The 18,064-nt window shown below is 71.7% G+C and carries 15 protein-coding genes and 1 pseudogene; 10 read left to right on the top strand and 6 right to left on the bottom strand.

Features of this window, described 5'->3' with window-relative positions; translation table 11 throughout:
• Window positions 1-211 precede the first annotated feature (211 nt).
• From ABZ707_RS10005 to ABZ707_RS09985, 5 genes are all read right to left on the bottom strand, one after another.
• Window positions 212-1,555, bottom strand: a complete 1,344-nt coding sequence (locus ABZ707_RS10005; RefSeq protein ID WP_360170713.1) for a cytochrome P450 — start codon at window positions 1,553-1,555, stop codon at window positions 212-214.
• Window positions 1,552-2,139: an ATP/GTP-binding protein gene (locus ABZ707_RS10000; RefSeq protein WP_360171339.1), complete on the bottom strand. Its 588-nt coding sequence runs from the start codon at window positions 2,137-2,139 to the stop codon at window positions 1,552-1,554. The genes ABZ707_RS10005 and ABZ707_RS10000 overlap by 4 nt, the downstream gene beginning before the upstream one ends.
• Before the next feature lie 97 nt (window positions 2,140-2,236).
• Window positions 2,237-2,593 carry a DUF742 domain-containing protein gene (locus ABZ707_RS09995; protein WP_360170710.1) on the bottom strand — a complete coding sequence of 119 codons (357 nt, stop codon included), beginning with the start codon at window positions 2,591-2,593 and terminating at the stop codon, window positions 2,237-2,239.
• The gene (locus tag ABZ707_RS09990) at window positions 2,590-3,021 is read right to left on the bottom strand and encodes a roadblock/LC7 domain-containing protein (protein ID WP_360170707.1); all 432 of its coding nucleotides are present in this window, start codon (window positions 3,019-3,021) and stop codon (window positions 2,590-2,592) included. The genes ABZ707_RS09995 and ABZ707_RS09990 overlap by 4 nt, the downstream gene beginning before the upstream one ends.
• On the bottom strand, window positions 3,018-4,394 hold the full coding sequence (locus tag ABZ707_RS09985; RefSeq protein WP_360170704.1) for an ATP-binding protein: 1,377 nt from the start codon (window positions 4,392-4,394) through the stop codon (window positions 3,018-3,020). Before ABZ707_RS09985 ends, ABZ707_RS09990 begins: the two co-directional genes overlap by 4 nt.
• Window positions 4,395-4,648: 254 nt before the next feature.
• On the opposite strand from ABZ707_RS09985, the gene ABZ707_RS09980 reads away from it, so the two are divergent.
• The 5 genes from ABZ707_RS09980 (at window position 4,649) to ABZ707_RS09960 (ending at window position 10,753) form a co-directional block, all read left to right on the top strand.
• On the top strand, window positions 4,649-7,537 hold the full coding sequence (locus tag ABZ707_RS09980) for an FAD-binding and (Fe-S)-binding domain-containing protein (protein WP_360170701.1): 2,889 nt from the start codon (window positions 4,649-4,651) through the stop codon (window positions 7,535-7,537).
• A 253-nt stretch (window positions 7,538-7,790) separates the two neighbouring features.
• Window positions 7,791-8,219, top strand: a complete 429-nt coding sequence (locus tag ABZ707_RS09975; RefSeq protein ID WP_360170698.1) for a peptidase inhibitor family I36 protein — start codon at window positions 7,791-7,793, stop codon at window positions 8,217-8,219.
• Window positions 8,220-8,253: 34 nt separating this feature from the next.
• Window positions 8,254-9,258 carry a hypothetical protein gene (locus tag ABZ707_RS09970; protein WP_360170695.1) on the top strand — a complete coding sequence of 335 codons (1,005 nt, stop codon included), beginning with the start codon at window positions 8,254-8,256 and terminating at the stop codon, window positions 9,256-9,258.
• Window positions 9,259-9,694: 436 nt separating this feature from the next.
• Window positions 9,695-10,546, top strand: coding sequence for a Scr1 family TA system antitoxin-like transcriptional regulator (locus tag ABZ707_RS09965; RefSeq protein WP_360170692.1), 852 nt, complete (start codon window positions 9,695-9,697; stop codon window positions 10,544-10,546).
• A 12-nt stretch (window positions 10,547-10,558) separates the two neighbouring features.
• Window positions 10,559-10,753 (top strand): DUF397 domain-containing protein, encoded by a 195-nt coding sequence (locus tag ABZ707_RS09960; protein ID WP_360170689.1) that lies wholly within the window; start codon window positions 10,559-10,561, stop codon window positions 10,751-10,753.
• A 127-nt stretch (window positions 10,754-10,880) separates the two neighbouring features.
• On the opposite strand, the gene ABZ707_RS09955 is transcribed toward ABZ707_RS09960, so the two are convergent.
• The gene (locus tag ABZ707_RS09955) at window positions 10,881-12,386 is read right to left on the bottom strand and encodes a phosphoesterase (protein ID WP_360170686.1); all 1,506 of its coding nucleotides are present in this window, start codon (window positions 12,384-12,386) and stop codon (window positions 10,881-10,883) included.
• A 139-nt stretch (window positions 12,387-12,525) separates the two neighbouring features.
• Here ABZ707_RS09955 and ABZ707_RS09950 point away from each other — a divergent pair.
• From ABZ707_RS09950 to ABZ707_RS09930, 5 genes and pseudogenes are all read left to right on the top strand, one after another.
• Window positions 12,526-12,762: pseudogene (locus tag ABZ707_RS09950) on the top strand (DUF6879 family protein); the annotation flags it as partial.
• Between the two features lie 499 nt (window positions 12,763-13,261).
• The gene (locus ABZ707_RS09945; RefSeq protein ID WP_360171336.1) at window positions 13,262-14,164 is read left to right on the top strand and encodes an EamA family transporter; all 903 of its coding nucleotides are present in this window, start codon (window positions 13,262-13,264) and stop codon (window positions 14,162-14,164) included.
• A gap of 81 nt (window positions 14,165-14,245) precedes the next feature.
• Window positions 14,246-14,515 (top strand): hypothetical protein, encoded by a 270-nt coding sequence (locus tag ABZ707_RS09940; RefSeq protein WP_360170683.1) that lies wholly within the window; start codon window positions 14,246-14,248, stop codon window positions 14,513-14,515.
• Complete coding sequence (locus ABZ707_RS09935; protein WP_360170680.1) at window positions 14,515-16,452, top strand: acyclic terpene utilization AtuA family protein; 1,938 nt, start codon at window positions 14,515-14,517, stop codon at window positions 16,450-16,452. Before ABZ707_RS09940 ends, ABZ707_RS09935 begins: the two co-directional genes overlap by 1 nt.
• Window positions 16,449-18,056: a carboxyl transferase domain-containing protein gene (locus ABZ707_RS09930; protein WP_360170677.1), complete on the top strand. Its 1,608-nt coding sequence runs from the start codon at window positions 16,449-16,451 to the stop codon at window positions 18,054-18,056. The genes ABZ707_RS09935 and ABZ707_RS09930 overlap by 4 nt, the downstream gene beginning before the upstream one ends.
• Window positions 18,057-18,064 lie beyond the last annotated feature (8 nt).

Raw genomic sequence — 18,064 nt, 5'->3', positions numbered from 1 at the left:
GGATGAGACACCCGCTCCGGTCCGTGGGACGGCTCCTCCGGGAGCCCCGGCGGGCGCGCGGGACCCGCCCGGCGTGGGCCCGTGCCGCCGCCCGGTGCGGCCGGCCGCGCCGGGGGACGCGACCGGGGCTTCACTCGAACGGAGTACGCCGCCGGCCGGCCGCGGCGTTCTCACGGGGGCGCGGAGTGCCCGGGATTCGCGTGCGGACCGGTCATCCCGGACCTCCGGAAGCGGGTCCCACGGGGGGAGCGGGAGTGAACCGGACCGGCAGCTCCGAGAGGCCGCGCAGCCACGGCGACGGCCGGGTGGACAGCGCCTCGGGGGGCACCGAGAGATCGATGTCGGGGAGCCGGTCGAGCAGCACCTCGATGGCCGTACGCGCGACGACCTCCGCGATCTCCTGGGCGGGGAACGGGCAGCGGTGCTCGCCGTGGCCGAAGGAGAAGAAGGCGTTGTTCCCGCCGGTGAGCGCCGAGCCGTCGGTGCGGACCTGGGGGTCGAAGTTGGCGGCGGCCAGGCCGAGCACCAGCAGGTCGCCCGCCTTGATGTGGCGGTTGCCGAGACGGGTGTCGCGGGCGGCCCAGCGGCCGGCGACGTTCTGGGTCGGCGTGTCCTCCCAGAGGACCTCGTTCATGGCCTGCGCGACGCTGTGCCGGCCGCCGGACAGGGACGCGGCGAACCGGTCGTCCGTCAGCATCAGCCGCAACGAGTTGCCGATCCAGTCGGCGGTCGGCTGGTGGCCCGCGGCCATCATCACCATCAGGTCCTGGGCGATCTCCTCGTCCGTGAGGCCCCCGGCGCCGGAGAGCATCCGGAAGACGACGTCCGGCCCGGGACCGGCGTGCTCCTCGGCGTCCTGGGCCGCGCGCTTGACCGCCAGGAGCGCCGCCATCGCCTCGGCGAGACGGCGCTCGCCGGCCAGGGCGCGCTCGCGGCCGTCGACCATGTCGTTCAGCGCGGCGACCAGGTCCGGGCCCTGCTCGTCCGGGAAGCCGTAGATCTTCGCGAGGACGCGGACGGGGAGCAGCATCGCGTACCGGGCGATGATGTCCGTACCGCCGTCGGCGCAGAAACCGTCGATCAGCTCGTCGGCGAACCGCTCCGCGTACTGCCTGAGGGCGAAGGGGTCGACGCCCTCCAGCGCGTCGCTGATCACCGAGACCCGCTCGCGGTGCCGTTCGCCGACGGTGTAGAGGACCGAGGGCTGCCCGCGGCCGATCATCGGCAGCAGTGGCCAGTCGGCGGGGACGCGGTCCCACTGGTTCCACCGCTCGGAGTCGCGGCTGAAGAGCACCGGGTCGCTGGTGACCTGGTGCAGTTCGCGGTAGCCGAGGACCAGCCAGGCCGGGACCCCGCCGTCGAGGACGACGGGGGCTATCGCGCCGTGGTCGCGCCTCATCTCCCGGTAGAGCCGGGTGGGTTCGGTCGCGAAGTGGGATCCGCCGAGCGGGACCGCGCCGTCGACGCCGTGCGCGGGGCAGCCGGGCGGCGGGGCGGCCGGTGAGCCGGCCGGAGGGGGCGTCGGTGGTGTGGTCGGTGTGGTCGGCGGGGTCACGGTGCGGTCTCCGGGGTCGTGTCCGCGGCCGGGCCGGCCGCTCTCAGGTCCGCCTCTCTGCTCGCGGACAGGGCGTGCAGATGCTCCACCAGCGTGATCAGCACGTACTTGCTGGACGAGCGGTCCCGTGCGTCGCACTCCACCAGCGGCACGTCCGGGGCCAGGTCGAGCGCCTCCCGGATCTGCTCCTCGGTGTGGACGGGACCGCCGAAGTCGTTGCACGCCACGATGAAGGGCGTGCCGTGGTGCTCCAGGCGGTCGATGGCGTACCAGGAGTCCGAGACCCGGCGGGTGTCGACGAGGACGACCGCGCCGAGCGTCCCCGCGAAGAGGCGGTCCCAGAGAAACCAGAAACGTTCCTGCCCGGGGGCGCCGAACAGATAGAGCACCGAGCGTTCGTCCAGGGAGATCCGGCCGAAGTCGAAGGCGACGGTGGTCGAACCCTTGGTGCGGAGTCCGTCCAGACCGCAGACTTCGTCGATGCCCTCGCCCGCGCGGGTCATCGTCTCCTCGGTGTTCAGGGGACGGATCTCGCTGACGGACCGGACCATGGTCGTCTTGCCGACACCGAATCCGCCGACGATGACGATCTTCAGGCCGTTGTCCGCGGTGACGGCCAGGGCCTGCCGGTCCCCGGCCGCGGCGGTGGTCCCGCCGGATCCGGTGGGGCCGGGGGGCCGTTCAGAGGTTACGGAGTCCAACGAGCACCTGCTCCAGGATGTCGGGATCGGGAAGTCTGTGGGTCGCGCGGGCCGGCCGGGGATGGCGGGCGCTGATCCGGCCGGTGCCGAGCAGATCGGAGAGCATGATCCGGACGATGCCGCCGGGCAGACCGAGTTCGGCCGCTATCTCCACAACGGCCGCCGGGCGCCGGCACATCCGCAGGATCGCCGCGTGCTCCGACTGCATGCCCGGCGCCGGATCGCTCTCCGCGACCACCAGCGTGACCAGGTCGAACAGGCCCGGGTCGGACCGGCTGCGCCCTCCGGTGAGGGTGTACAGCCGGTCGGGTGAGTCGTCCCGGCCCGGCCGGTTCATACCCGTACGCCGCCCTGGTCCTGCGCGGTGGTGCGCGGGGGCGAGGTGAGGTGCTCGCCGAGCTGCTCGACGAGTTCGCTCATGTTGTGGCCGATGAGGCCGACATCGGAGTCCTCGGTCGCGACGACGGCGAGATGCGCGCCGTCCCCGGCCTCGACGATCAGCAGGACACCGCCGTAGAACTCGGTCATGGCGGACCGCACGCCGCCCGCGCCATTGCCGAACTCGACGGACGCGCCGTGCGACAGGCTCTGGATACCGGCCGCGATGGCGGCGAGCTGATCGGCCTGGTCGACGGAGAGCTCGGGGGTACGGGACAGCTTGAGGCCGTCCCGGGACAGGACGAGCGCGTGGCGTGCGCCGGGCGTGCGCTGGAGCAGGTTCTCCAGCAGCCAGTTCAGCTTCTCGTTGGTGGAGGTGCCGGTCATGGGGGACTGCCTTCCGGGTGAGGGGGGTTCGCCGGGTGCGGGGGGACGCGTCGTACGGCCTTGCGGAAGCTGCTGAACCGGGCCGCCTGGGTGACGGTCGGGGTCGTGGCGGGCTGCGGAGCCGGGGAGCCGGTGGACCGGGCGGACTCCGCGGTGCCCCGCGACCGGGATCCGGATTCGCCGGAGCGCCGCAGGGTGGCGGCGAGGGTGCGACCGCGGCGGCGCTTGGGCAGGCCGCTCTCGCCGACCTCGACGGGGGCGGGGGCCGGCTCGACGGGTGCGGAGGCCGGTGCGGGTTCCTGCTCGGCGACGGGGGCGGGCTCGGGGGCGGGGGCCGCCGGTGTCCGTACGGGCGGGCCCGGCGGCGCCGTGCGCACCTCGGTGACCAGCCCGTGCGGCACCATCATCACCACGCCCGTACCGCCCCGCGCGGACGGCCGGAAAGAGACCGTCAGCCCGTGCTTGCGGGCCAGCCGGCCGACGACCGCGAGCCCGAGCCGGGTGCCGGACAGTCCGCTGAGATCCGACTGCTCGGTGGAGACGGCCCGTTCGGCGCGGCGGAGCTGGACCTCGCTCATCACCAGGCCGCTGTCCTCGACGGTGATGACGACCCCGGCCGGCACCTCTTCCACATAGACATGGACCTCGGCGGTCGGTGGCGAGAAGTTGGCGGCGTTGTCGAGCAGCTCGGCGAGGGCGTGCATGACGCCCTCGGCGGCGTGGCCCGCGATGGCCACCTCGCTCGTCGAGTGCAGCCGCACCCGCTGGTAGCCGCTGATCCGGCCCATCGCGCCGCGCAGGATGGACTCCATGACGATGGGCCGCGCCCAGCGCCGCCCGGAGCGCGCGCCGGTCAGTACGGCGATGGAGTCGGCGAGGCGGCCGGCCTGGGCGGTGCGGTGGTCGAGGTGCAGCAGATCGCCGAGGACCTCTTCGTCCGTGTGCCGGTGTTCCATCTCGCGCAGGTCGGCGAGCATGCTCGTGGCGAGGGCCTGCATACGTCCCGCCGCGTTGGCGCAGGCGGAGACGGCCGCCGCGCGGTTGCTCTCGCTGCGCGCGGCGTCGGCCGCGGCGCGCCGCGCGTCCGCGACGGTGCGCCGGACGTCTTCGGTGGCCCGGCCGGCCTTGGCGGCGAGCTGGTCGAGGCGCGCCGAGAGGACGGCGTTCCGCTCGCGGAGCTGTCTCCCGGTCCCCAGGGCGTGGGCGGCGACGGTGACGGCGGCGGTCAGCAGTACGGCCGCCGCGCCCGCGCCCCAGCCCAGCGCGGTCTGTGCCGGGGCGGGCGCGGCGGACACCGCCCCTACGCAGAGGAGGCCGCTGACGGCAGCCGATATCAGCAGGGCCGGTGCGGTCGACCGGAGTGAGGGGCGCAAATCGGCAACCTCGTGAGCGGGGGGACGGGGAGACGGGGGGGGCGGACGTCGGGATGCTGTCGGGACCGACGCTCAGGCAGATGCGGGACGGCCCCCTGAGACGCGCGGATCTGTTGAATCCTGCTCAAACGGTGGCCACTATATGAGAGTTGACGATCAGTTTGGGAGTTTCCTGTTCGCTTTCTTCTCTGCGGTAGGTGTGGCGACCATGGAGAAGTGAGGGGCCCGGCGGGCGGCGGAGGCATCCTGGGCGTATGGCTGAGCGGGAGACAGAGGCAGCGGCAACGGCACTCGCGACGGCGCTGAGGGCGGCGGTGCGCGGTGAGGTGGACTTCGGCGCGGCGGCGCGGGCGCTGACGACCATGGACGCGTCCAACTACCGGCGGGTGCCGGTCGGCGTGGTCGCACCGCGCGACGCGGAGGATGTGGCGGCGGCGCTGGCGGTCTGCCGGGAACACGGCGTGCCCGTGCTGCCGCGCGGCGCCGGGACCTCGATCGCGGGCCAGGCCACCGGTGTGGGCGTGGTGCTCGACCTCACCCGCCATCTGCGGTCCGTGCTGTCGATCGACGCGCGGGCGCGCACGGCGGTCGTCCAGCCCGGTGTCGTACTGGACGATCTGCGTGACGCCGTACGGACGCACGGCCTGACCTTCGGGCCCGATCCGTCCACCCACAACCGCTGCACGCTCGGCGGCATGATCGGCAACAACTCCTGCGGCGCGCACTCGGTGGCCTGGGGGACGACCGCCGACAATGTCAGCGAGCTGTCCGTCGCCACCTACGGCGGCGCCGCGCTCCGCCTCGGCCGGGGCTGGGACGGCGCGCCGCCCGGACTGCGCGAGCTGGTCGAGCGCGATCTCGCGCTGCTGCGCACCGGCTTTCCCGCCGGACTGCCCCGGCGGATCTCCGGATACGCGCTGGACGCGCTGCTGCCCGAGGCCGGTACGGATCTCGCCCGCGCCTTCTGCGGCAGCGAGGGCACGCTGGGTGTGGTCACCGAGGCGACCGTCCGCCTCGTCGAGTCACCACCGGCGCGGGCGCTCGCCGTCCTCGGCTATCCGGACGAGAGCGCCGCCGCGGAGGCCGCCGCCGGTCTGCTGCCGTACGGTCCGCTGACGGTCGAGGGGATGGCGGAGGACCTGGTGCCGGCCGGGCACCGGCTGCCGCGCGGTGGTGCCTGGCTGTTCGTGGAGACGGGCGGGGCCTCTCCCGCCGAGGCGCGGGCCGCCGCCGAGACGATCGTCCGGGCGGCCGACGCCCTGGACGGCACGGTCGTCGGCGACCCGGCAGGGCAGCGCGCGCTGTGGCGGGTACGGGAGGACGCGGCCGGCACCGCCACCCGGATGCCGGACGGCAGCGAGGCATGGCCCGGCTGGGAGGACTGCGCGGTGCCACCGGCCCGGCTCGGCGCCTATCTGCGCGACTTCCGCGCGCTGCTGGCCCAGCACGGTCTGCGCGGCACGCCGTACGGACACTTCGGGGACGGCTGCATCCATGTGCGCGTCGACTTCGATCTGCTGAGCGAAGCCGGTGTGCGCCGGTTCCGGCGCTTCTCGGAGGAGACCGCCCACCTCGTCGTCGCGCACGGCGGCTCGCTGTCCGGCGAGCACGGCGACGGACTGGCACGCGCGGAGCTGCTCCCGGCGATGTACGGCGACGAACTGGTCGCGCTCTTCGGCCGGTTCAAGGACCTGTGGGACCCGGAGGGCGGGATGAACCCGGGCGCGCTGGCCCGCCCGGCCCGCCTGGACGAGAACCTGCGCTTCGCCGTACTGCCGCGCGAACGGGTCGAGGTCGCCTTCGGCTATCCGCACGACGGGCCGTCCGGCGGGGACTTCTCCGCGGCCGTGCGCCGGTGTGTCGGCGTCGCCAAGTGCCGTGTCGCCGGGCCCGGTCCGGGTGCGGACGTGATGTGCCCCTCGTACCGCGCGACGGGCGAGGAACAGCACTCCACGCGTGGACGCGCACGGCTGCTGCACGAGATGCTCGCGGGCGAGATCGTGACGGACGGCTGGCGTTCGGCGGAGGTGAAGGACGCGCTGGACCTCTGCCTGTCCTGCAAGGGCTGCCGCAGCGACTGCCCGGTGGGGGTGGACATGGCCACCTACAAGGCGGAGTTCCTGCACCACCACTACGCGGGACGGCTGCGGCCGGCGGAGCACTACGCGATGGGATGGCTGCCGGTGTGGCTGCGGGCGGCGGCGCCGTTCGCCGGGGTGCTGAACGCGGCGGCGCGGCTGAAGCCGCTCGCGGCGCTCGCCAAACGGCTGGCCGGCATCGCTCCTGAGCGTACGATCCCGCGCCTGGCTCAGGAGACCTTCGGGCCGTGGCTGCGACGGCGCCTGGGAAACCGGACGGGCGTGTTCCGGCCGGGCCGCTCGGCCGTCCTGTGGCCCGACACCTTCACGGAACATCTCTCGCCCTCGGTGGGACGGGCGGCGGTACGGGTGATGGAGGCGGCCGGCATCGGCATCGTGGTGCCGCCGGCCGGCCGGGCGGGCCGGCTCTGCTGCGGGCTGACCTATGTCTCCACGGGCCAGCTCGACCGGGCGCGTACGGTCATGCGCCGGACGCTGGACCGGATGGAACCGCTGCTGGACCTGGGCCTGCCGGTTGTCGTCCTGGAACCGAGCTGCGCGGCGGCGCTCACCACCGACCTGCCGGAACTGCTCGGCGACGACCCGCGCGCGGCGCGCCTGGCCGCGTCCGTACGGACCTTCGCCCAGGCCCTGGAGGAGTGTGCCCCGGACTGGCGCCCGCCGCGCCTCGACCGTTCGGTGGCCGGCCAGACGCACTGCCATCAGCACGCGGTCCTGGGCGACGAGGCCGACCGCCGGTTGCGTGAACGCGCGGGTCTGACCGGCGAGTTGAGCGGCGGCTGCTGCGGCCTCGCGGGCAACTTCGGCTTTGAACGCGGCCATTACGACGTGTCGGTGGCCTGCGCGGAGGACCAGCTTCTGCCGTCGGTGCGCGCGGCGGCGCGAGGACCGCGCCCCGCCGAGCTGCTGGCGGACGGGTTCTCCTGCCGTACGCAACTGGACCAGCTCGGCGGTCACCGGGCCCGGCATCTGGCGGAGGTGCTGGCGGAGGGGCTGAGGGACGGACCGGCGGAGGGCCCGGCGGAAGGGCTGGAAAGGCCCTGAATCGGCGGTCGGCCGGCGAGATCGCCACGGTCGGACGAGGGCCGAATAATCTGCCCACCACGGAGAGCCTCCCAAACCTTGATTTCATTGTTTTCCGCTCCTTCGTCAGAGAAGTGGGAAGAAATTTCTGGTTATATCTCCTTTTGTATTTCGCCGTGGGTTGGATCGAGTCAGGCTGAGAAAACCCGTTGTCGACTCCCGTTCGAGTCGTTAGGATAATTTCGCGATTTCCTACTACAGCTAGGGGATAATCATGGGTTTCCTGCGCAAACTCGTCACCGCTGCGGTTTCTTTGCCGCTGTCCGCCACCGCTGTGATCGCCATGGCTCCCCAGGCGGGCGCCGCCTCAGGTCCCGCCTGTGGCGGTAACTGTCTTGTCTTTACTTACAACAGCAATATCTCGGGCTCCCGGACCTATTTCTGGGGCAGCGACGTGCCCGATCTGGCGCCGTACACCTTCCTGACCTCCGGCGCCGGTCAGGGGCAGGCGCTCAAGAACAACGCGGCCGCCGCGCTGAACGATTCTCCGGACCCCTCGACCATCTTCTACAACAGCAATTATGGCGGATCCTGTGACACCCTCGGGTGGTACACGATCGCCGACCAGTTGCACAACACGTACAACAACAATGCGTCCTTCAGGCTCGGCTACAGCAATTCGAAGTGCTACCAGTTCAACTGACAGACAGCCGCAGTCATGCCGAATCGACCTTGTCGTGCAGGCATGGCTGCGCGCGTCCGTATCCTCTTGCGGTAAGCACTGGAGCAGCTCACAGGTGAAAAAGCACAGAATTCCGGCCGCCTCGGTGAGACGCCGGGCGCCGGCCGCGGTGTACGTGCTCGCGCTGGTCGCCCTCGCGGGCTGCACCGCCGAGTCACCGGTCCCCGCTGCCACCGCGACCGCGACCGGCGAAGCCGGACCGGGGTCCACCGGCGCGGCGTCCACCGCGCCGGTGGATTACACATTCCGCCTTCCCATCGCGAAATATTCCTACTCCGACGCGCAGAACGCCGCGATCAGGGACGCCGAAAATGTGCTGACGGAGCGCTGCCTGCGGACATACGGCATAGAATTCCAGGTCCCCCCTGTGCCTCGGCGGACCGGAATATCCGACCGGCGGTACGGGCTGTCGAACGCCGCCGACGCGGCCCAATACGGCTACCATCTGCCGCCGGACCCTCCGCCGTACAACCCCACGCGAGGTCTCGCCGGGGAAGAAGCTGCCGTCATGACCGGCGCACCGGGCGGCCCCACGGCCAATGAAACTCTCACCTATCGCGGAATGAAAGTTCCCGCAGGCGGCTGCCGATGGGAAGCCGCCCGCTCACTCGCGACAGGACACGAGGACAGAAAAGCGGCCGGGGTGGCGGGTGACATCGCCAATGAAAGCTATCAGGTATCCATCAAGGACAAGAGAGTCCAGGACGTCACACGTGCCTGGTCGGCCTGTATGAAGGGTCGCGGCTTCACTTACTCAAGCCCTATGACCGCGCTGGGCGACCCGAAATTCCTTGAGAAAGAGATGGCCGACGGCGAGACCGCGACCGCCGAGGCGGACATCCGGTGCAAGAAGGAAACGGACCTGCTGAACGTCTGGTTCTCCGTGGAGTCGGAAATCCAGAAAGCGATGATCGCCAAGCAGTCGAAAACACTGGACAGGCTGGGCGACCTCCATCTGGCGAAGGTGGCCGCGGCCCAGAAAATCACGGCCGGTCATTGAGAGCTGTCCCGTAAGCCCCGGCGGTCGCCCGACGACAGCCACGACTCCTTGCCGTCGTGTCGAAACACCCCCGTACGCTCCGTATGGGGGTGCCCCTCCGCCTCGCGGCGCACCGCATCCGAGGCCGGGTGCTGATCCGCCGGGGATGACGGAAAAGCCCTCAGAGGCGCCATCGACCGCGTTTTCGTCAGTTTCCGGCCGAGGCCGTGGAAGGCCGGACTCACCGGTCGCGCCGCGCGCGATCCCGGCCCCGGACCGGCTCTTCGCCGGCCCCGTCCGTCCCGGATCCGGGACCACGCGCCGCCGGACGAGCCGCCGCGCCGGGCCGCTGTATGCAATCGCCGCGCCAACTCCCCCTCCCCGGACGGCATATCGCGGTCCGAACTCGCGCCGCCCGGCGCGCGCGCCACACTGAGACCCGACAGAAGGAGACGCGATGCCACCGAGGAAGGCGCCCACGGCGCGGCAGCGCCGATTGGGCGCTGAGCTACGCAAGATGCGGGAGCACGCCGGCTTCGCGCTCGCGGAGGCCGCGGCGCTGCTGGGCACGGATCGCACCACTGTCAGCAACACCGAATCCGGCCGGTTCGGTGTGAGCGGCGGACGCGTCCGTACCTGGGCCGACCAGTACGCGTGCGCCGACACGGCGTATGTCGACGCGCTGGTCCGGATGGCGGAGGAGCGCGGCAGCGGATGGTGGGAGGAGTTCCGTGGCGATCTCTCCAGCGGCGCGCTCGACCTCGCGGAACTGGAGCACCACGCCGTCGCGATCAGGGCGGTGCAGATCATGCATATGCCCGGCCTGCTCCAGACCGAGGATTACGCCCGCGCCGTCTTCGCCGAAGCCGTACCGCCGCCGAACACCGCGTATCTGCGACGGCTGCTCGCGCACCGGCTGAAGCGCCGCGAGGTGCTCGACCGGCCGGACCCGCCCGCCTGCACCTTCCTGATCCATGAGGCCGCGCTGCGGATGCAGTACGGGGGCCGGGGCGTGGCGCGGGGGCAACTCGACCATCTTCTACGGGAGTCGGAGCGAGCCGGTGTGACGGTCCGGGTCATCCCGTTCGCGGCGGGCGGTTTCCCGAACGCCAGCAGCTCGACACATTATGTCTACGGACCCGTGCCGCAGCTTGACACAGCACAGATGGAGACTGCGAACGGGTCAGCGCTCCTGGATGCTGAAACGCGCCTCATGAACTACCGGGCCGTGCTGGACCGCACCGAAGAACGGTCTCTTGATCCCCGGAGTTCACGAGACTTCATTCATGAAATCGCCCAACAAGTATGAAGGCGTGGGAAAATGGAAATTGAGTGGCGAAAGTCCTCCCGTTCCTCGGACTCCGACGGCAGTAACTGCCTGGAGCTGGCGGAACAGGGGGGCGAGATCCTGATACGCGAGAGCGACAACCCGGACGTGATCATCCGGACGACCCGGGTCAAGCTGCGCGCCTTCCTCGGTGGTGCGAAGCAGGGCGAGTTCGACGATCTGGCCTGAGTCATCCCCCTCGCATCGGGCGGCCCCGCCGGCATGGGACGGGGCCGCCCGGGGCGCCGCCCCACGGCGGCGGCCGTGGGGAGCGCTCCTTGGCATCTGTTCAACCGCTCCGAGGACGTGCGGCCTTTCAGCGGACGTTGACGAAGACGGGGTTCGAGTAGAACCACAGGTCGTCCCACGGGCTCTCCAGCCCGTCGGCGAGCGGCTCGGCCTCGTCGGTGTTCGTGCCGCGCACCCGGGCGTAGAGGTCGCCCTCCACATCGCGCAGCGTGTGCCGGATGACGTACTCGTCCTTCTGCTTGTGCCAGTCGCGCGGGCCGAACCGCGCCACCACCTTTGTGGTGGGGTTGGTGTCACTGTCGAGGTTCGCGCTCGGGCCGGTGATCCGGCCGACGATCAGGTCGACGCGCCGCACCTGCGGACGGTCGCCATGGGCGTTCTTGCCCTCCAGCGGCCGGAACCGGATCTCGATCTCGACATCGGTACGGTTGCGCCGGCTCACGGCCAGCGTCTCGCCGACGGCGGCGTCGCGGCCCTGGTTGCTCGCCGTGACGTCGAGGCTGGTGATCAGATCGCCGGTGCCGACCCAGATCCGCCCGTTGCGCAGCCCGTCCATGATGTCGGCGTAGTCCTGCCTGGCATGCACATACGTCTTGCTGTACTCGCCCGGCCAGAAGTCGGAACCGCCACGCGTCCAGTGAACATGCGAGTCCGAGGTCGCGGTGATCCACCAGCGCCGGCCTTCGCCGAGCAGCGAGTCCCAGAGCCCGCCGACGCGAGCCGTCATCTGGTCGAAGCCACCGTGGGTCGGGTAGTTGCCGTATCCGCCGCGGTCACCACCGTTGAGCGGGCCCGCCTGGTGGCCGGGAGCACCTTCGAAACCGACGTAGATCTCCGGCGCCGCGTTGTTGCCGTTGCGGAACTCGCGGGGAGTGTCCTGCCCGTAGACGCCGAGACCGGGCGCCGACCGTGAGGCGTGGTGGGCGATCACCAGCGGCTTCTGCCGCATGTCCTTCGCCGCCTTCAGGAACTCGATCATCTTGGCCTCGGTGTCGCGGCCGGGATCGGCGGGGAAAGGATCGTTCTTGGCGAAGCGCTTCTCCAGCTCGTAGAGCTGCTGTGCCTCGTCACGGTGGTGCGGGATCATCAGGGTGTGATGGTCCAGGGCCGGGGCGTCGAACTCCATCCCCCAGAACTGGAGGACCTCGGGCACGAGCGTGCGCGAGCGCAGAAGGTCGGGGTAAGCCTGCTCAAGGTTCACCTTGGAGTGCGTCGGGCCGCCGTGGTCCGTGCACATCGCCCAGGTGAGGCCGAAGTGCTTGGCCATGATCGCGTTGGTGACGATCGGATAGACGGCGTCGCCGCCCTTCTGGAACGTCGGCGGGTTCGTCGACGTGTCGAACGAGCCGCTGTACTCCGAGTGCACATGGTGGTCGCCGGCCCGCCACACCCGGTTGCGGGACTCGCCAGGCTTCCCCTGCCTGCGGTCGTCCTCGTCGTGGGCCCACGCCGTGCCACCGCCCACCAGCGGGCTCGCCGCGGCCAGCGTCGCGCCCACGCCCGCGTACTTGACCAGCCGGCGCCGCGACATCGCCGACTGCTCAGGGTCCTCGCTGGTCTTGTCCTTCTTCACGGTGACGCCTCTCTGTCAACTGCTGACCGGGGGGTGACCGCTGAGTCTCGAAGGGGAACCGGAACGGGGCATGAACGGGGGCCGGGAGGGCCGCGAACAACGAACTTCGGCGCCGGCGTTCGCCTGCCTGGTTGGCCGCATCTGTTCCGGAACGTGCGGAAGTGAGCGCCGGGGGGCGATCCCTCGCAGCGAGTTCGAGCACACCGCGTGGCGCCTGGAGACTCGCGGCGGCTACGCCTCCGACCGCCGCAGCCCACACTGGGCACGCTGGCAGAACGGTGAGGACGTGAGCCACGACCCGCCGGATTCATGGAGGCAGAACGTAGCGGCGCAGACCGCTGCCGGAAAGCGGTTCGAGCGGGTCCGCGTCATCGACGAGGCGGCCGGGGTCTCCCGGAGACCGACCCGTGCGGGCAGGCAAGACGCCTGCCTCATCACCGTTGAGCTGAGTGGTGGCGGTGCCGGCGCTCTCGCAGTGTTCCGCAATCGCCGGTCGCTCGTCGGCGGTCCGTCGCATCCTGGATCCGTCCACCGAGCGCGAACCGCTCGCCCGTTTCGCACCCAAGGAGTAGCGCGTGCCCGGACGGGCCGTACGGGTGCAGTGTGCTGGATCGTCTGTCCAATAAACTGCACCGGGCCGGCGGGGTGGCCGGTTCGTGGAACGGGCCTGTTCAATGAAGTGGACCGGTCCGGTGCAGTGGACCGTCCAGAGGGATGAACCAGGGGAGTCTCCGGTGGAAGAGCCGCGCACCACTACCGCCGCGGCCGCCGTCTCGCTGCCGGAAGCGGCCGGGACCGCGGCAGGCGGTCCGCACGCTGCCGCCGGGGCGGACGGTGCGGACAGGGCCGCCGGTGCCGCCGCCCCCCGGCGTGCTCTGGGCCCCGTCGCGCTCGTGGTCGGCGGCGCCCTCTCCGTGCAGTTCGGCGCGGCCGTCGCGGTGATGCTGATGCCGCGTACCGGAGCGCTCGGTGTGGTGTCCCTGCGGCTGGCGCTCGCGGCGGTCGTGCTGCTCGCGGTCTGCCGGCCCACCCTGCGCGGCTACTCGCGCGCCGACTGGGGGACGGTCGTCGCCTTCGGCGCGACCCTCGCCGCCATGAACGGGCTCTTCTACCAGGCGGCCGACCGTATCCCGCTGGGCGCCGCCGTCACCCTGGAGGTCCTCGGCCCGCTGGCGCTCTCCGTGATCGTCTCGCGCCGGGTGGTCAATCTCCTGTGGGCGGGACTCGCGCTCGGTGGTGTGGTGCTGCTCAGCGGGGGCGGCTTCGACCGGCTCGACCCGGTGGGCGGGGCGTTCGCGCTCGGAGCGGGCGCCATGTGGGCGGCGTACATCGTCTTCAGCGCGCGTACCGGCAGACGTTTCCCGCAGGCGGACGGTCTGGCGCTGGCGATGGCCGTCGGCGCGGTACTCGCCCTGCCGCTGGGCATCGTGGAATCCGGGTCCAAGCTGGTGGTGCCGTCCACGCTGGGACTGGCGCTGGCGGTCGCGGTGCTGTCGTCCGTGCTGCCGTACACCCTCGAACTGCTCGCGCTGCGGCGGCTACCCGCCTCGACCTTCGCCGTCCTGATGAGTCTGGAACCGGCCATCGCGGCGACCGCCGGATTCCTCCTGCTGGACCAGGCGCTCTCCGCCACCGACGCACTGGCGATCACGCTCGTCATCGTGGCGAGCATGGGCGCCGTACGGACCCAGGTGGGCAGGCGGCCCGGGGGCCGGACGGGCAGGCGGCGGGGCCGCTGGACGGCCCGGCGCACGGGCGCGCGGGCGGCGAAGAAGTAAAGCAAGCGCGCTTGCTTGTTTCTCCGGGCGCTGCCATGCTCCGGGGCACGCACACCCGCCGTGTCCCGAGGGGAGCGCACCGTGTCCGACCCTGCCGCAGTACTCGGCGATCTGCGGGGCGAGAGCGAGGAACCCGGCCGGTCGGCGGGCCCGCTCCCGGCGGCTCACCGGGCCCGCGCCACTCCGGCCCCCGGCTGGTCCATCGCCCATCGGATCGCCCGTCGCGTCCGGTCCGACGCCGCCGCGCTGCTCGCCGTACGGGCCGAGGGCGCCGACGCGGACCACTGGCTGGACATCGCGCAGGCTTTGGCCGGACCGGCGGGCGCGGACCGCCCGGCCGGGAGCGCCTGATGGCCGCCGAACGGGCCGGTGTGCTGCGGATCGGTAATGCCTCCGGTTTCTACGGCGACCGGTTCGACGCGCTCCGGTCCATGCTCACCGGCGGCCCGCTGGACGTCCTGACCGGGGACTATCTCGCCGAACTGACCATGCTCATCCTGGGCCGGGACCGCCTGAAGGACCCGGGCGCCGGCTACGCCACGACATTCCTGCGCCAGTTGGAGGAGGGGCTCGGGCTCGCACACGAGCGCGGGGTCAGGATCGTCGCCAACGCCGGCGGGCTGAATCCGGCCGGGCTCGCCGCCGCCGTGCGCGCGCTGGCCGAGCGGGTGGGGGTACCGGTCCGGGTCGCTCATGTCGAGGGCGACGACCTGCTGGCGCGCGGCGGCCGGCGGGACGGTGTTCTCACGGCCAACGCCTATCTCGGCGGCGCCGGGATCGCCGCGTGCCTGCGGGCCGGCGCCGATGTCGTCGTGACCGGACGCGTCACCGACGCCGCGCTGGTGACGGGTCCGGCCGCCGCCCACTTCGGCTGGGGCCCGGACGATCTCGACGCGCTCGCGGGCGCCGTCGTCGCCGGGCATGTGCTGGAGTGCGGCACCCAGGCGACCGGCGGGAACTACTCCTTCTTCGGCGAGCACCTCCGCACGCGTGACTTACGGCGGCCGGGGTTCCCGCTCGCCGAGATCCACGCGGACGGCTCGGCCGTCATCACCAAACACGACGGTACGGGCGGGGTCGTCGATGTCGGCACCGTCACCGCGCAGCTCCTGTACGAGACGGCGGGCGCCCGGTACGCCGGTCCGGACGTGACCGCCCGCCTCGACACCGTACGGCTGGCGCAGGAGGGGCCCGACCGGGTCAGGATCTCGGGCGTACGCGGCGAGGCGCCGCCCGCCTCGCTCAAGGTCGGGCTGACCAGGATCGGCGGCTGGCGCAACGAGGTCGTCTTCGTCCTCACCGGTCTCGACATCGACGCCAAGGCCCGGCTGGTGCGCGACCAGGTGGAGGACGCGCTGAGCGGGCGGCGCCCGGCCGAGGTCCGCTGGGAGCTGGCGCGTACGGACCGGCGGGACGCCGACACCGAGGAGACCGCCTCCGCGCTGCTGCGGCTCGTGGTGCGCGACAGCGATCCGGAGGTGGTGGGACGGGCGGTCGGCGGCGCGGCGGTCGAGCTGGCGCTCAGCAGCTATCCGGGCTTTCATGTGACGGCTCCGCCCGGGAAGGGCGCGCCGTACGGGGTCTTCGAGGCGGTGTTCACCGACGCGGCGGAGGTGGCCCACACGGCGGTGCTGCCGGACGGGCGGCGGGTGGCGGTGGCTTCCCCGGCGCGCACACGGGAGCTCGAACCCGTCCCGGTGCCCGCGCTGCCGGAGCCGCTGCCCCTCGGGTCCTCGACCAGGACCGCCCCGCTGGGGCTGATCGCGGGCGCCCGCAGCGGCGACAAGGGCGGGGACGCGAACGTCGGCGTGTGGGTCAGGAGCGAGGACGCCTGGCGATGGCTGGCCCATGAGCTGACGGCCGCCAGATTCCAGCAGTTGATTCCCGAGAGCCGGGATCTGACCGTCGTCCGGCATCTCCTGCCGAACCTCCGCGCGGTCAACTTCACCGTCGAGGGGCTGCTCGGCGAGGGTGTCGCGGCCCGGGCCCGGTTCGACCCCCAGGCCAAGGCGCTCGGCGAGTGGCTGCGCGCCCGCCATGTGCCGCTGCCGAGAACGCTGTTGCGGGACGCCCGGCGACAGGCCAAGGACGCCGTGGCCCGGTCGGCCGAAGCCCGGTCGGCCGAAGCCCGGTCGCCCGCAGCCCCGTCGTCCCAGGGTCCGTTGCCCACACGCCCGTCGCCTGCACGCCCGTCGCCTGAAGGCCCCTTGCCTTCAACCCCGTTGCCCTCAAACTCGTCGGGCCCGCCCCCGGGAGCCGGCGCCGCCTTCCCGGAGGTCCCGTTGTGACCGTGCTGACCTCGGCCCTCGATGTCGCCTCCGCCGAGTACACCGGCCATCGCGAGGCCATGCTCGCCAAGCTCGCGGCACTCGACACGGAGCATGCCAAGGCCCTCGCCGGCGGCGGTGAGAAATATGCCGCCCGCCATCGCGCGCGCGGCAAACTCCTCGTCCGGGAGCGCGTCGAGCTGCTGCTCGACCTCGACACGCCGTTTCTCGAACTGTCACCGCTCGCCGCCTGGGGCAGTGACTACCCCGTCGGCGCGTCGATCGTCACCGGCATCGGTGTCGTCGAGGGCGTGGAGTGCCTGATCACCGCCAACGATCCGACCGTGCGCGGCGGCGCGTCCAACCCCTGGACGCTGAAGAAGGCCCTGCGCGCCCATGAGATCGCGCGCGCCAACCGGCTGCCGGTCATCAGCCTCGTCGAGTCCGGTGGCGCCGATCTCCCGTCTCAGAAGGACATATTCATCCCCGGCGGCGCGCTCTTCCGGGACCTCACCCGTCTCTCCGCCGCCGGGATCCCCACCGTCGCGGTCGTCTTCGGCAACTCCACGGCGGGCGGGGCGTATGTGCCGGGCATGTCCGACCACACCGTCATGATCGAGGAGCGGTCGAAGGTCTTTCTCGGCGGACCCCCGCTGGTGAAGATGGCCACGGGTGAGGAGAGCGACGACGAGTCCCTCGGCGGCGCCGGGATGCACGCCCGTACGTCGGGTCTCGCCGACCACTTCGCGCTGGACGAGCAGGACGCGCTCCACCGGGCGCGCCGGATCGTCGCCCGCCTCAACTGGCGCAAGGCGCACCCCGATCCGGGCCCGGCGGAGCCGCCGAAGTACGACGAGGACGAGCTGCTCGGGATCGTCCCCGGCGATCTCAGGATCCCCTTCGACCCGCGCGAGGTCATCGCCAGGATCGTGGACGGCTCGGACTTCGACGAGTTCAAACCGCTGTACGGACCGAGTCTGGTCACCGGCTGGGCCGAGCTGCACGGATATCCGGTCGGCGTGCTGGCCAACGCGCGGGGCGTGCTGTTCTCGGCCGAGTCGCAGAAGGCCGCGCAGTTCATCCAGCTCGCCAACCAGCGTGACATCCCGCTGCTCTTCCTGCACAACACCACCGGCTACATGGTCGGCAAGGAGTACGAACAGGGCGGCATCATCAAGCACGGCGCGATGATGATCAACGCGGTGTCGAATTCCCGGGTCCCCCATCTGTCGGTACTGATGGGCGCGTCGTACGGCGCCGGTCACTACGGCATGTGCGGGCGCGCCTACGACCCGCGCTTCCTCTTCGCCTGGCCGAGCGCCAAGTCGGCGGTCATGGGAGCGCAGCAGCTCGCGGGCGTCCTGTCGATCGTGGCGCGGGCCTCGGCGGCGGCGAAGGGACGGCCGTACGACGAGAGGGCGGCCGAGGACGACGCGGCGCTGCGCGCGACGGTGGAGCGGCAGATCGAGTCGGAGTCCCTGCCGGTGTTCCTGTCGGGGCGGCTGTACGACGACGGTGTCATCGACCCGCGCGACACCCGCACTGTCCTCGGCCTGTGCCTGTCCGCCATCCACACCGCCCCGGTCGAGGGCGTGCGGGGCGGCTTCGGCGTCTTCCGGATGTGAGGTCACCC

Origin of the sequence: Streptomyces sp. NPDC006923 (genome assembly GCF_040635655.1) — a bacterium.
GTDB lineage: Bacteria > Actinomycetota > Actinomycetes > Streptomycetales > Streptomycetaceae > Streptomyces.
Note: the sequence above shows the minus strand (reverse complement) of the source record. Positions and strands in the feature narration are given on the sequence as shown.

Coding starts and splice junctions, on each gene's coding strand:
- ABZ707_RS09980 (WP_360170701.1), top strand. CDS start 4,649: ATGGCTGAGCGGGAGACAGAGGCAGCGGCAACGGCACTCGCGACGGCG.
- ABZ707_RS09990 (WP_360170707.1), bottom strand. CDS start 3,021: ATGACCGGCACCTCCACCAACGAGAAGCTGAACTGGCTGCTGGAGAAC.
- ABZ707_RS09960 (WP_360170689.1), top strand. CDS start 10,559: ATGGAAATTGAGTGGCGAAAGTCCTCCCGTTCCTCGGACTCCGACGGC.
- ABZ707_RS09995 (WP_360170710.1), bottom strand. CDS start 2,593: ATGAACCGGCCGGGCCGGGACGACTCACCCGACCGGCTGTACACCCTC.
- ABZ707_RS09935 (WP_360170680.1), top strand. CDS start 14,515: ATGGCCGCCGAACGGGCCGGTGTGCTGCGGATCGGTAATGCCTCCGGT.
- ABZ707_RS09975 (WP_360170698.1), top strand. CDS start 7,791: ATGGGTTTCCTGCGCAAACTCGTCACCGCTGCGGTTTCTTTGCCGCTG.
- ABZ707_RS09965 (WP_360170692.1), top strand. CDS start 9,695: ATGCCACCGAGGAAGGCGCCCACGGCGCGGCAGCGCCGATTGGGCGCT.